The sequence below is a fragment of the Leclercia sp. UBA5958 genome (genome assembly GCF_002430365.1).
In the GTDB taxonomy this organism is placed as follows: Bacteria; Pseudomonadota; Gammaproteobacteria; order Enterobacterales; family Enterobacteriaceae; genus Enterobacter; species Enterobacter pneumoniae.
In genome coordinates, this window is sequence record NZ_DJCE01000008.1 from 280,138 (window position 1) to 293,073 (window position 12,936).

The following is a 12,936-nucleotide window of genomic DNA, read 5'->3' on the forward strand; positions in this document are numbered from 1 at the left end:
TCGCTTCCGGCAGTGTAATAAAAAAAGCTCCGCGGGGAAATCCACGCGGAGCTTAAATGATTAAAAATTACACCGGGCCTGAGTTAGATCATGTTACCGGTAAAATAACCCTCAAGGATTATCCTGACCTTACTCAAATTCGTTCCAGGAACGGCCATCGCGCGTGATCATCGCCACAGAAGCGACCGGACCCCAGGTGCCCGCCTGATAAGGCTTCGGCGCGTCCTGATCCGCAGCCCAGGCTTCGGTGATGGAGTCGACCCACTTCCAGGCCTCTTCCACTTCATCGCGACGCACGAACAGCGCCTGGATACCCCGCATGGTTTCCAGCAGCAGACGCTCGTAAGCATCGGCCAGATGAGTTTCGTTGAAGGTTTCGGAGTAGCTCAGATCCAGCTTGGTAGTCTGCAGGTTGTGTTTGTGATCCAAACCCGGCACTTTGTTCAGAACCTGGATATCCACGCCTTCGTCCGGCTGCAGACGGATGGTCAGCTTGTTCTGCGGCAGCTCCTGCCAGGACTCTTTAAACAGGTTCAGCTCTGGGTTCTTGAAGTAAACCACCACTTCAGAACATTTGGTCGGCAGACGCTTACCGGTACGCAGGTAGAATGGCACACCCGCCCAACGCCAGTTATCGATATCAACGCGGATCGCCACAAAGGTTTCGGTATTGCTGGATTTGTTGGCACCCTCTTCTTCCAGGTAGCCCGGCACTTTTTTACCCTGCGCAAAGCCTGCAGTGTACTGACCGCGTACGGTCTTCTCACGCACATTCGAGCGATCGATACGGCGCAGGGACTTCAGCACTTTCACTTTCTCGTCGCGAATATTGTCAGCAGAGAGATCGGACGGCGGCGACATGGCGATCATGCACAGAATTTGCAGCAGGTGGTTCTGGATCATGTCACGCATCTGACCAGCCTGGTCAAAGTAACCCCAGCGGCCTTCGATACCCACCTCTTCCGCCACGGTGATTTCCACGTGATCGATGGTGCGGTTATCCCAGTTATTCGCAAACAGTGAGTTGGCAAAACGCAGCGCCAGCAGGTTCAGAACCGTCTCTTTACCCAGATAGTGGTCAATACGGTATACCTGACACTCTTCGAAGTATTCGCCTACCTGGTCGTTAATTTCGCGGGAGGTATCCAGCGACGTCCCCAGGGGTTTCTCCATCACAACGCGTGCTGGTTTGGCGTTCAGCTTCGCTTCGCCCAGCCCTTTGCAGATTGCACCAAAGGTGCTTGGCGGCATGGCAAAGTAGTTGATGGTAACGCGGTTTTGCTGGTCCAGCATCTCGCCCAGGCGGGTAAAGGATGCCGTGTCATTCACGTCCAGGTTGCAGAAATCAAGACGTCCGCTCAGCGTATCCCACAAACTTTCATCGATCTTCTCCTTCATGAAAGTTTCCAGCGCTTCGCGAACGACCCTGGTGTACTCCTCTTTATCCCAGTCCGCGCGACCGACGCCCAGGATACGGGTTTCCGGATGGATCTGGCCCGCTTTTTCCAGTTGATACAGGGAAGGCAGCAATTTTCGGCGTGCAAGATCGCCTTTCGCGCCGAAAATGACCAGGTCACATGCCTGGGCTGTTTGCGTTACCGCCATGTCATTCTCCTCAGTTGGATATGCTGGTGCTTTTGCCAGCATATCGTTGTAATTTTATTACAATGCACTGTACTGCTTTTACGTCATTCCCGAAACCATTAGCGCTTAACGACGCGTGCGATACGCTGTTTTTTCATCGCCTGGCCACATGCAGCACGGTAACGACTTATGAAACCGTTTAAAAATCGTCCTGGCTGCGGGAGGCTAAAACCCGACAGCGATCAAGTAATGAAAAAAAACAACAACATTTCTCAGCACGATTTGCCTTTTCCGGAAGTCACAGGCGTATATTCTTGCTAATTAGATCCATGATTTCACGTATTAATGAAATCGCTTCCACCCATGGGCGCCTTGTTAACAATGAACATGCTGGAAAAAATCCAGTTCCAACTGGAACACCTTAGCAAATCCGAGCGAAAAGTGGCTGAAGTCATTCTCGCCTCCCCCGCTCAGGCCATACACTCAAGCATTGCGGCACTGGCGCAGGGATCCGGGGTCAGTGAACCGACCGTCAACCGTTTCTGCCGCAGCATGGACACTCGCGGCTTTCCTGATTTTAAACTGCATCTGGCTCAGAGTCTTGCTAACGGCACACCTTATGTAAATCGTAATGTCGATGAAGACGATAGCGTGGAAGCTTATACCGCAAAAATCTTTGAGTCGGCTATGGCAACGCTCGACCAGGTGCGCCAGTCACTGGATATGACGTCGGTAAACCGCGCTGTAGACCTGCTCACCCAGGCGAAGAAAATCGCATTTTTTGGGCTCGGCTCATCCGCTGCGGTGGCACACGATGCCATGAACAAATTTTTCCGCTTCAACGTGCCTGTTATCTATTCCGACGACATCGTGTTACAACGCATGAGCTGTATGAATTGTAACGAAGATGACGTGGTGGTGTTAATCTCGCACACCGGTCGCACCAAGAGCCTGGTTGAGCTGGCGCAACTCGCGCGCGAAAATGATGCCATGGTCATTGCTCTGACCACCGTTGGGACACCGCTGGCGCGGGAAGCCACCCTGGCGATCACCCTCGACGTCCCCGAAGATACCGACATTTATATGCCGATGGTCTCCCGTCTGGCGCAGTTAACGGTGATTGACGTTCTGGCTACCGGTTTTACCCTGCGTCGCGGTGCGAAATTCAGAGATAACTTGAAGCGGGTCAAAGAAGCGCTCAAGGAATCGCGTTTTGATAAAGAGTTACTTATAAAGGGTGATATGCCCTAATCGTTAAAACAAGGTTGTTACTTTTTTCGCTATTCGGTAAGTTTCTGCACAGAGCGCCGAATCAATGTTCACGCAACACCAAAGTTGTTTCAGTCAACGGAGTATTACATGTCCAGAAGGCTTCGCAGAACCAAGATCGTTACCACTTTAGGCCCAGCCACCGACCGCGATAATAATCTCGAGAAAATCATCGCTGCAGGTGCCAACGTGGTACGTATGAACTTCTCACACGGCACGCCAGAAGATCATAAACTTCGTGCGGACAAAGTCCGCGAGATCGCGGCTAAACTGGGACGTCATGTCGCCATCCTTGGCGATCTTCAGGGACCGAAAATTCGCGTTTCGACCTTTAAAGAAGGCAAAGTTTTCCTCAATATCGGCGATAAATTCCTGCTCGACGCCAACCTGGGTAAAGGCGAAGGCGACAAAGAGAAAGTGGGTATCGACTATAAAGGTCTGCCTGCTGATGTGGTACCGGGCGATATTCTGTTGCTCGACGATGGACGCGTTCAGCTGAAAGTGCTGGAAGTCCAGGGAATGCGCGTCTTCACCGAAGTGACCGTTGGCGGCCCGCTTTCTAACAACAAAGGGATCAACAAACTGGGCGGCGGCCTCTCTGCCGAAGCGCTGACCGAAAAAGACAAGGCCGATATTCTTACCGCGGCCCAGATCGGCGTGGATTACCTGGCCGTCTCCTTCCCGCGCTGCGGCGAAGATCTGAACTATGCTCGCCGTCTGGCGCGCGATGCCGGCTGCGATGCGAAAATCGTCGCAAAAGTTGAACGTGCTGAGGCGGTCTGCAGCCAGGATGCGATGGATGACATCATTCTGGCCTCTGACGTGGTGATGGTGGCACGTGGTGACCTGGGCGTGGAAATTGGCGACCCGGAACTGGTCGGTATCCAGAAAGCGCTCATCCGCCGCGCCCGTCAGCTGAACCGTTCCGTGATCACCGCGACGCAGATGATGGAGTCGATGATCACCAACCCTATGCCAACCCGTGCGGAAGTCATGGACGTCGCCAACGCCGTGCTGGATGGCACCGATGCGGTCATGCTCTCTGCCGAGACGGCGGCGGGTCAGTATCCGGCTGAAACCGTAGCGGCCATGGCGCGCGTCTGTCTGGGTGCAGAAAAGATCCCAAGCATTAACGTCTCAAAACACCGTCTGGACATTCAGTTCGACAATGTGGAAGAGGCGATTGCAATGTCCGCGATGTACGCCGCCAACCACCTGAAAGGCGTAACCGCTATCATTACCATGACCGAATCTGGCCGTACCGCGCTGATGACATCCCGTATCAGCTCTGGTCTGCCCATCTTCGCCATGTCTCGCCATGAACGTACCCTGAATCTCACCGCACTCTATCGCGGTGTAACCCCGGTCTACTTCGACAGCAATAATGACGGCGTCGCCGCAGCTAACGATGCCGTTAATCTGCTGCGTGACAAAGGCTACCTGGTTTCCGGCGATATCGTTATTGTGACCCAGGGTGATGTGATGAGCACCATCGGCTCAACCAACACCACGCGCGTCATGACCGTCGAGTAATCTGCCGCGTTATCGTGATCTAAAAAAGCCCCTGACGGGGCTTTTTTTATTTCTTGCGATAGAGGTCGTTACGTTTGTAGGGCTGTATCTCCCCCGGCTTACGCGTCTTCAGCAACTTAAGGATCCAGGTATACTGCTCCAGATGCGGTCCCACCAGCAGTTCAACCTCTTCATTCATCCGGCGGGCGATGGTGTGATCGTCAGCGGTCATCAGGTCGTCCATCGGCGGGCGCACTTCAATAGTCAGACGGTGGGTCTTGCCATCGTAAATAGGGAACAGCGGCACCACGCGTGCGCGGCATACTTTCATCAGGCGGCCAATTGCCGGTAACGTAGCTTTATAGGTCGCAAAGAAATCGACGAACTCACTGTGCTCAGGGCCGTGATCCTGATCGGGAAGATAGTACCCCCAGTAGCCCTGACGCACGGACTGAATGAAAGGTTTGATACCATCGTTACGAGCATGCAGACGCCCCCCAAAGCGGCGTCGGACGCTGTTCCAGACGTAATCAAAGACCTTGTTTCCCTGATTGTGGAACATCGCCGCCATCTTCTGCCCCTGGGATGCCATCAGCATCGCAGGAATATCGACGCCCCAGCCGTGCGGCACCAGAAAGATGACCTTTTCGTCATGACGACGCAGCTCGTCGATAATCTCCAGTCCTTTCCAGTCAACGCGCTTTTCCAGCTTTTTTGGGCCGCGCATCGCCAGCTCTGCCATCATCGCCATCGCCTGCGGAGCAGTCGTGAACATGTCGTCAATGAGGGCTTCACGCTCTGCTTCACTCTTTTCGGGGAAGCAGTAGAGCAAGTTAATCTGCGCGCGACGACGCGCGCTTTTACCAAACTTTCCCGCCAGACGCCCTACCGCTCCCAATAGCGGATCGCGAAACGCGGCCGGAGTCAGCGCCAGGCCCGCAAATGCAAAAACACCGATCCAGGCGCCCCAGTGGCGCGGATGGCGAAAGTCTTTCTCAAACTCAGGAATGTATTCAATATTGTTTTTTCTGGTTTCCATGCTTTTTCCAGTGGCGGGTGACGCTGAAAAGAATAATGAGATAGTTTAGCGAGGCAGTGCGTAACGCACAAAAGAAAAAGCCGGCACAGTCACTGTACCGGCTTTGTCAGCAGAGAAATTAATCGATGCTGAGTTGTGGCAGCACCTGTTTCACCTGCGCCAGGTAATCGGTGCGGTCTTTACCGGTTAACCCTTCGGTACGCGGCAGTTTCGCCGTTAATGGGTTAACCGCCTGCTGGTTGATCCACACTTCATAGTGCAGGTGCGGGCCAGTAGAACGACCCGTGTTACCAGAGAGCGCAATACGGTCACCGCGCTTCACTTTCTGGCCGGGTTTCACCAGCAGTTTACGCAGGTGCATATAGCGGGTGGTATAAGTACGACCATGACGCACTGCCACGTAGTACCCTGCTGCACCGCTACGTTTAGCGATCACCACTTCGCCATCACCGACTGACAGCACAGGCGTGCCCTGCGGCATCGCGAAATCAACACCACGGTGCGGCGCAATACGCCCAGTTACCGGGTTCAGACGGCGTGGGTTAAAGTTAGAGGAGACGCGGAACTGTTTAGCGGTCGGGAAACGCAGGAAGCCTTTCGCCAGTCCGGTACCGTTGCGGTCATAGAATTTGCCATCTTCTGCGCGGACAGCATAATAATCCTTCCCATCTGAACGCAGTCGGACACCTAAAAGCTGGCTCTGCTCACGTTTACCGTCCAGCATTTCGCGGGACATCAATACCGAGAACGCATCGCCTTTTTTCAGTTTGCGAAAGTCCATCTGCCACTGCATGGCTTTGATCACCGAGCTGATTTCACCGCTCGTCAGGCCGGCATCACGGGCGCTGGCAACAAAGCTGCCGCCCACGGTGCCTTTAATGGCGCTATTCACCCATTCGCCCTGCTGCATCTCACTGCTCATCTTGAAACCGTTTGCAGTACGATCGTAAGTGCGGGTTTCACGACGGGACATTTCCCAGGTCAGGCGTTGTAAATCACCGTTGTCGGTCAGGGTCCAGGAGAGCTGCTGGCCAATTTTCAGGTTACGCAACTCTTTATCGGAGGCAGCAAGCTGGCTGATTTCGCCCATCTCAATGCCATACTGATTAAGAATGCTGCTTAAGGTATCGCCGGTCGAAACGACGTATTCATGGACACCGGCTTCGTTTGCGGTTTTGTCATCGAGCTCATCCTGCGGGATGGCTTCCTCTTCCTGGGGGGCCTGGTCAATAGGCTCACTCGCTTCCGGCAGCAAAGAACGAATTTCACTTCGTTCAAGCTCAATGGTTTTAACGATAGGTGTCGAAACCGGGTGGTAAACGTAGGGTCGCCAGACGGCGACCGCTAAGGTGAGAACGGTAAGCGACCCCAGCATGACGCGGTGGGGCCGGGGCAAATTATTAAATGCCAGGGCGACAGAGCGGGCTATCTGTTGCACGTATTCACTTCCTCGTTAATCTCCTTTCAGGCAGCTCGCATACTGGTTCGCCAGTTGGCTGAGGAACTGCGAATAGCTCGCTTTGCTCAACTGGATATTCGTTCCTAGCGGGTCAAGGGTGCCCATGCGCACGGATGTTCCCCTTGCCACGGCTTCAACGACCGCTGGCCTGAACTGTGGCTCAGCAAAAACGCAGGTCGCTTTTTGCTCAACCAACTGTGTTCTGATTTCATGTAAACGCTGCGCACCAGGCTGAATGACAGGATTCACGGTAAAATGGCCAAGCGGCGTGAGACCGTAATGTTTTTCGTAATAGCCATAGGCGTCATGAAAAACGAAATATCCTTTACCTTTCAATGGTGCGAGCTCGGTACCTACCTGCTTATCGGTTGCGGCAAGCTGTGCCTCAAAATCCTTCAGGTTGGCGTCTAGTTTGGCTCGACTTTGCGGCATAAGTTCCACTAATTTTTCGTGGATTGCAACCGCAGACAACCGCGCTATCTCGGGTGACAGCCACAGGTGCATGTTGTACTCGCCATGATGGTGATGTGCATCACTATTTTCATCGTCACCCTCGCCGTGACCATGATCATGATCGTGGTCCTCTGCCCCTTTCATGAGCAGCGGTTTAACACCAGACAGATCGGCGATGGCAACCTGATTCGCCGCAGGGACCTGTTTGGCAGACTTCTGCATGAAAGCTTCCATCTCAGGGCCAATCCACACAACTAAGTCCGCGTTTTGTAAGCGTTTTACATCAGATGGGCGTAAGGAGTAATCGTGTTCGGAAGCGCCATCCGGCAGTAAAACCTCGGTCTCGGTCACGCCATCGGCAATGGCGGAGGCGATAAAACCGAGTGGTTTAAGCGAAGCGACAACGGCGGCGTTAACATCTTGTGCTGCGGAACCCCACAGCGCAGCGGATAATGCTGCGAAAAGAAGCGTATTTTTATGTAACATAATGCGACTACTGTTCGTAATGAGTGTGTGGGATGTGATATTATAACATTCGATGACTTCTGCAAGCTTAAATTGACATGACTAATTTAGTTTCTCTCGAAAATGTATCGGTCTCTTTCGGTCAGCGCCGCGTCCTTTCTGACGTCTCTTTGTGCCTGAAACCCGGAAGAATACTGACTTTGCTCGGCCCCAATGGCGCCGGAAAATCCACGCTGGTTAGTGTGGTCCTCGGTCTGGTAGCACCGGACGAAGGGCTCATCAAGCGTGACGGAAAGCTGCGCATTGGCTACGTACCCCAGAAATTACATCTGGACTCCACTCTGCCGCTGACCGTAAATCGCTTTTTGCGGTTGCGTCCTGATACGCGTAAAGAGGATATCCTTCCCGCTCTGAAACGCGTGCAGGCCGGACACCTCATCGACGCCCCGTTGCAAAAACTCTCTGGCGGTGAGACCCAGCGCGTCCTGCTAGCCCGCGCCCTGCTGAATAATCCGCAGCTGCTGGTGCTGGATGAGCCGACGCAGGGTGTGGATGTTAACGGCCAGGTTGCGCTTTACGATCTCATCGACCAGCTGCGTAAAGAGCTGAATTGCGCCGTGTTGATGGTCTCCCACGACCTGCACCTGGTGATGGCCAAAACCGATGAGGTGCTCTGTCTCAACCACCATATCTGCTGCTCCGGTACCCCGGAAGTGGTCTCTATGCACCCGGAATTTATCTCTATGTTCGGCCCACGCGGTGCGGAACAGCTGGGTATTTATCGCCATCAACATAACCACCGCCATGATTTGCAAGGACGAATTGTTCTGCGCCGGGGAAATGGTCACTCATGATTGAATTATTACTGCCCGGCTGGCTGGCCGGGATTATGCTCGCCTGCGCCGCTGGCCCGCTGGGTTCGTTTGTTGTCTGGCGTCGAATGTCCTACTTTGGCGATACGCTGGCCCACGCCTCGCTGCTGGGGGTGGCTTTTGGCTTGCTGCTGGATGTTAATCCATTCTATGCAGTCATCGTTGTTACCCTGCTGCTGGCAGCCGGTCTGGTCTGGCTGGAGAAGCGCCCTCACCTCGCGGTGGATACCCTGCTGGGTATTATGGCCCACAGCGCGCTATCCCTGGGTCTGGTCGTGGTCAGCCTGATGTCGAATATTCGTGTCGATCTGATGGCCTATCTCTTTGGCGACCTGCTGGCCGTGACGCCAGAAGACTTAATCTCCATCGCCATCGGGGTGGTTATTGTCCTCTCCATCCTCTTCTGGCAATGGCGGAATCTGCTGGCCATGACCATCAGCCCGGACCTGGCCTTTGTCGATGGCGTAAAATTGCAGCGCGTGAAGCTGTTACTGATGCTGGTCACCGCGCTTACTATTGGTGTGGCAATGAAATTTGTCGGGGCATTAATTATCACCTCGCTGCTTATCATTCCGGCGGCGACTGCGCGCCGTTTTGCCCGCACGCCGGAGCAAATGGCGGGTGTCGCCGTTGTTGTGGGGATGGTTGCGGTTACGGGCGGGTTAACGTTCTCGGCCTTTTACGACACGCCTGCCGGGCCGTCGGTGGTGCTGTGCGCGGCGCTGTTATTTATCTTCAGCATGATGAAAAAACCCGCCAGCTAGGCGGGTAGGTCCCCTCTCCCGCCGGGAGAGGGAGAAGCCTCACGGCATGGCGGGTGGGGTGATACCAAAGTGATTCCACGCCCGTACCGTCGCCATTCGCCCACGCGGCGTACGCTGTAAAAAGCCCTGCTGAATCAGATAGGGCTCCAGCACGTCCTCAATCGTTTCGCGCTCTTCACCAATAGCCGCCGCCAGGTTATCCAGCCCTACCGGGCCGCCGAAGAATTTATCCAGCACCGCCAGTAGCAGCTTCCGGTCCATATAATCAAAACCTTCCGCATCGACGTTAAGCATATCCAGCGCCTGGGCAGCGATGTCGGATGAGATCGTCCCATCGTGCTTCACCTCAGCAAAGTCACGCACGCGGCGCAGCAAACGGTTGGCGATACGCGGCGTTCCGCGGGAGCGTTTGGCGACTTCGAAAGCTCCCTCCTCGCTCATCTCCAGCCCCATGTACCGCGCGCTTCGACCCACGATGTGTTGCAGATCCGCGACCTGGTAAAACTCCAGACGCTGCACAATGCCAAAGCGGTCGCGCAGTGGTGAGGTTAATGATCCCGCACGGGTGGTGGCACCAATGAGGGTAAAAGGCGGTAAATCGATTTTAATGGAGCGCGCGGCCGGGCCTTCGCCGATCATGATATCGAGTTGATAATCCTCCATCGCCGGGTAGAGCACCTCTTCTACCACGGGGGATAAGCGGTGGATCTCATCGATAAATAAGACGTCATGCGGCTCAAGGTTAGTGAGCATGGCCGCCAGATCGCCCGCTTTTTCAAGCACCGGGCCAGAGGTGGTACGCAGATTCACCCCCATTTCGTTAGCAACGATATTGGCAAGTGTGGTTTTACCTAGCCCCGGGGGACCGAAAATGAGCAGATGATCGAGGGCATCTCCGCGCAGTTTCGCCGCCTGGATGAAGATCTCCATTTGCGAACGCACCTGAGGCTGGCCAATATACTCGTCCAGTAACTTTGGGCGGATTGCGCGATCCACTGCATCTTCTGTCTGAACGCTGCCTGCCGACACCAGACGGTCTGCTTCAATCATCCTTTACCTCACAATGCCGCGCGTAGCGCTTCACGAATCAGAGTTTCACTGTTGGCGTCCGGCTTCGCGATTTTACTCACCATGCGGCTCGCTTCCTGAGGTTTATAGCCCAGCGCCACCAGCGCGGCAACCGCTTCCTGCTCGGCATCGTCGGTTACAGGTGAGCCCGGAGAAGTAAGCACCAGATCTGCCGCCGGCGTGAACAGGTCGCCATGCAGCCCTTTGAAGCGATCTTTCATCTCAACGATCAGACGCTCCGCGGTTTTCTTCCCGATGCCCGGAAGTTTAATCAGCGCCGCAGGATCTTCGCGCTCCACGGCATTCACAAACTGCTGGGCTGACATGCCGGATAAAATAGCCAGGGCCAGCTTCGGTCCGACGCCGTTGGTTTTTATCAGTTCGCGGAACAGGGTACGTTCTTGTTTGTTATTAAAACCATACAGAAGCTGAGCATCTTCTCGCACCACAAACTGAGTAAAGACAATCGCCTCTTTGCCTGCGTCCGGCAGTTCGTAGAAGCAGGTCATCGGCATATGGACTTCATAGCCCACGCCTCCCGCTTCGAGCAGTACTAACGGGGGTTGTTTTTCAATGATGATGCCTCTGAGTCTGCCTATCACGTGACGCTCCTGCGTTAAGGGCTAAAAATTTCTGCTGCCATAATAAAAAAAGGCTGGATAAACATCCAGCCTGATTTGTCATTATCGTAACCTGCCTCGCGCCAGATTGAGCCGCGACTCGCTCATTTGCACGGCGTTCTGGCTAATATGGCAATGCGTAATCGCAATGGCCAGCGCATCGGCGGCGTCGGCCTGCGGATTAGCGGGGAGCTTTAGCAGAGTTCGCACCATATGCTGCACCTGGCTTTTCTCCGCGCTGCCTATACCCACTACCGTCTGCTTGACCTGCCTCGCCGCGTATTCAAATACCGGCAAGTCCTGGTTCACCGCCGCCACGATGGCGACACCGCGTGCCTGACCGAGCTTTAACGCTGAGTCGGCGTTTTTCGCCATAAAAACCTGCTCAATGGCGAAATAGTCGGGCCGGAACTGAGTGATGATCTCCGACACGCCCGCGTAGATCAGCTTCAGGCGTGACGGGAGATCGTCCACTTTGGTGCGGATACAACCGCTGCCGAGATAGGTTAACTGGCGTCCCACCTGACGAATAACGCCATACCCGGTGATGCGTGAGCCAGGGTCAATCCCAAGAATAATCGACATCACGCCTCTCCTGTAATGGGTTTACACGCTCTCATCAGAGCGTCGCTGCAACCTCATCAGAGATTTCACCGTTGTGATACACTTCCTGCACGTCGTCGCAGTCTTCGAGCATGTCGATCAGACGCAGCAGTTTTGGTGCAGTTTCCGCATCCATGTCGGCCTTGGTAGACGGGATCATAGAGACTTCAGCGTTGTCCGCTTTCAGGCCAGCCGCTTCCAGCGCATCGCGCACGGCACCCATCTCTTCCCACGCGGTATAAACGTCGATAGCACCGTCATCGAAGGTTACGACATCTTCCGCACCCGCTTCCAGCGCCGCTTCCATAATCACGTCTTCGTCGCCTTTTTCGAAGGAGATGACGCCTTTTTTGCTGAACAGGTAAGCCACGGAGCCGTCGGTACCCAGGTTGCCACCGGTTTTGGTGAACGCATGGCGTACTTCGGCAACGGTACGGTTACGGTTGTCGGACAGGCATTCCACCATGACCGCCGTACCGCCAGGACCGTAACCTTCATAAATGATGGTTTCCATGTTCGCGTCTTCGTCACCGCCCACGCCACGTGCAATAGCGCGGTTCAGGGTGTCACGCGTCATGTTGTTGGACAGCGCTTTATCAATAGCGGCACGCAGACGTGGGTTAGAACCCGCGTCGCCACCGCCCAGACGTGCCGCTGTTACCAGCTCACGAATGATTTTGGTAAAGATCTTACCGCGTTTGGCATCCTGTGCCGCTTTACGGTGTTTGGTGTTGGCCCACTTACTATGACCTGCCATAAAAAGTTCTCCAAAAATCGCGCCTTCTCAGGCAGCGTTAATTACAAATTCTTCAATCGCCTGCCGGTTGCTCCACGACTTGGTCAGTGCAGCGGCTTCCGTTGCATTGACCCAGCGGTAGGTCAGGTGTTCGGTGAACACAATCTCCCGTTCGCGGGGGAGCGCGAGACAGAACCAGGATTCTGTATTGCGCTCGGTACCCGGCGCATAGCGATGACGTAAATGGCTAAAAATTTCAAACTCCACCGTGCGCTGACAGTCCTTCAGGGTCAGTTGCTCGCAAGCAACATCGATGGCGACCTCTTCCTTTACTTCGCGCGCGGCGGCCTGCAGCGCGGTTTCTCCCGCCTCCAGGCTGCCGGTAACCGACTGCCAAAAAGCGGGATCATCGCGCCGCTGCAACATCAGCACCCGCTTCGTGTCCTGGGCATAAATGACAACTAAGACAGAAACGGGACGCTTGTATGCCAT

The 12,936-nt window shown here is 54.6% G+C and carries 13 protein-coding genes; 4 read left to right on the forward strand and 9 right to left on the reverse strand.

Annotated features, from left to right (window positions below):
* Window positions 1-129: 129 nt before the first annotated feature.
* Window positions 130-1,605, reverse strand: a complete 1,476-nt coding sequence (gene zwf, locus B2Q93_RS14455) for a glucose-6-phosphate dehydrogenase (protein WP_040075139.1) — start codon at window positions 1,603-1,605, stop codon at window positions 130-132.
* 360 nt (window positions 1,606-1,965) lie between these two features.
* On the opposite strand from zwf, the gene B2Q93_RS14460 reads away from it, so the two are divergent.
* The gene (locus B2Q93_RS14460; protein WP_046885109.1) at window positions 1,966-2,835 is read left to right on the forward strand and encodes a MurR/RpiR family transcriptional regulator; all 870 of its coding nucleotides are present in this window, start codon (window positions 1,966-1,968) and stop codon (window positions 2,833-2,835) included.
* Between the two features lie 108 nt (window positions 2,836-2,943).
* Window positions 2,944-4,386: a pyruvate kinase gene (pyk, locus tag B2Q93_RS14465; RefSeq protein WP_046885108.1), complete on the forward strand. Its 1,443-nt coding sequence runs from the start codon at window positions 2,944-2,946 to the stop codon at window positions 4,384-4,386.
* Between the two features lie 46 nt (window positions 4,387-4,432).
* Here pyk and lpxM read toward each other — a convergent pair whose 3' ends face one another.
* From lpxM to znuA, 3 genes are all read right to left on the reverse strand, one after another.
* Complete coding sequence (gene lpxM, locus B2Q93_RS14470; protein WP_040075134.1) at window positions 4,433-5,404, reverse strand: lauroyl-Kdo(2)-lipid IV(A) myristoyltransferase; 972 nt, start codon at window positions 5,402-5,404, stop codon at window positions 4,433-4,435.
* 118 nt (window positions 5,405-5,522) lie between these two features.
* Window positions 5,523-6,842, reverse strand: a complete 1,320-nt coding sequence (mepM, locus tag B2Q93_RS14475; RefSeq protein WP_046885107.1) for a murein DD-endopeptidase MepM — start codon at window positions 6,840-6,842, stop codon at window positions 5,523-5,525.
* A gap of 15 nt (window positions 6,843-6,857) precedes the next feature.
* Complete coding sequence (gene znuA, locus B2Q93_RS14480) at window positions 6,858-7,802, reverse strand: zinc ABC transporter substrate-binding protein ZnuA (protein WP_046885106.1); 945 nt, start codon at window positions 7,800-7,802, stop codon at window positions 6,858-6,860.
* Window positions 7,803-7,879: 77 nt separating this feature from the next.
* Here znuA and znuC point away from each other — a divergent pair, with 77 nt between their 5' ends.
* Both znuC and znuB read left to right on the forward strand, forming a co-directional pair.
* On the forward strand, window positions 7,880-8,635 hold the full coding sequence (gene znuC, locus B2Q93_RS14485; RefSeq protein WP_286933595.1) for a zinc ABC transporter ATP-binding protein ZnuC: 756 nt from the start codon (window positions 7,880-7,882) through the stop codon (window positions 8,633-8,635).
* Window positions 8,632-9,417, forward strand: a complete 786-nt coding sequence (gene znuB, locus B2Q93_RS14490; RefSeq protein ID WP_040075128.1) for a zinc ABC transporter permease subunit ZnuB — start codon at window positions 8,632-8,634, stop codon at window positions 9,415-9,417. The genes znuC and znuB overlap by 4 nt, the downstream gene beginning before the upstream one ends.
* A 39-nt stretch (window positions 9,418-9,456) precedes the next feature.
* On the opposite strand, the gene ruvB is transcribed toward znuB, so the two are convergent.
* The 5 genes from ruvB to nudB form a co-directional block, all read right to left on the reverse strand.
* Entirely contained in the window at window positions 9,457-10,467 is a 1,011-nt protein-coding gene (ruvB, locus tag B2Q93_RS14495) for a Holliday junction branch migration DNA helicase RuvB (RefSeq protein ID WP_040075127.1), read from the reverse strand.
* 8 nt (window positions 10,468-10,475) lie between these two features.
* Window positions 10,476-11,087 (reverse strand): Holliday junction branch migration protein RuvA, encoded by a 612-nt coding sequence (ruvA, locus tag B2Q93_RS14500; protein WP_040075126.1) that lies wholly within the window; start codon window positions 11,085-11,087, stop codon window positions 10,476-10,478.
* Between the two features lie 81 nt (window positions 11,088-11,168).
* Complete coding sequence (ruvC, locus tag B2Q93_RS14505) at window positions 11,169-11,690, reverse strand: crossover junction endodeoxyribonuclease RuvC (RefSeq protein ID WP_233802915.1); 522 nt, start codon at window positions 11,688-11,690, stop codon at window positions 11,169-11,171.
* A gap of 34 nt (window positions 11,691-11,724) precedes the next feature.
* On the reverse strand, window positions 11,725-12,465 hold the full coding sequence (locus B2Q93_RS14510) for a YebC/PmpR family DNA-binding transcriptional regulator (protein ID WP_040075122.1): 741 nt from the start codon (window positions 12,463-12,465) through the stop codon (window positions 11,725-11,727).
* A gap of 27 nt (window positions 12,466-12,492) precedes the next feature.
* Window positions 12,493-12,936, reverse strand: coding sequence for a dihydroneopterin triphosphate diphosphatase (nudB, locus tag B2Q93_RS14515; protein WP_040075121.1), 444 nt, complete (start codon window positions 12,934-12,936; stop codon window positions 12,493-12,495).

Coding starts and splice junctions, on each gene's coding strand:
- nudB (WP_040075121.1), bottom strand. CDS start 12,936: ATGGCATACAAGCGTCCCGTTTCTGTCTTAGTTGTCATTTATGCCCAG.
- lpxM (WP_040075134.1), bottom strand. CDS start 5,404: ATGGAAACCAGAAAAAACAATATTGAATACATTCCTGAGTTTGAGAAA.
- pyk (WP_046885108.1), top strand. CDS start 2,944: ATGTCCAGAAGGCTTCGCAGAACCAAGATCGTTACCACTTTAGGCCCA.
- B2Q93_RS14510 (WP_040075122.1), bottom strand. CDS start 12,465: ATGGCAGGTCATAGTAAGTGGGCCAACACCAAACACCGTAAAGCGGCA.
- znuC (WP_286933595.1), top strand. CDS start 7,880: ATGACTAATTTAGTTTCTCTCGAAAATGTATCGGTCTCTTTCGGTCAG.
- ruvC (WP_233802915.1), bottom strand. CDS start 11,690: ATGTCGATTATTCTTGGGATTGACCCTGGCTCACGCATCACCGGGTAT.
- znuB (WP_040075128.1), top strand. CDS start 8,632: ATGATTGAATTATTACTGCCCGGCTGGCTGGCCGGGATTATGCTCGCC.
- zwf (WP_040075139.1), bottom strand. CDS start 1,605: ATGGCGGTAACGCAAACAGCCCAGGCATGTGACCTGGTCATTTTCGGC.
- ruvB (WP_040075127.1), bottom strand. CDS start 10,467: ATGATTGAAGCAGACCGTCTGGTGTCGGCAGGCAGCGTTCAGACAGAA.
- B2Q93_RS14460 (WP_046885109.1), top strand. CDS start 1,966: ATGAACATGCTGGAAAAAATCCAGTTCCAACTGGAACACCTTAGCAAA.
- znuA (WP_046885106.1), bottom strand. CDS start 7,802: ATGTTACATAAAAATACGCTTCTTTTCGCAGCATTATCCGCTGCGCTG.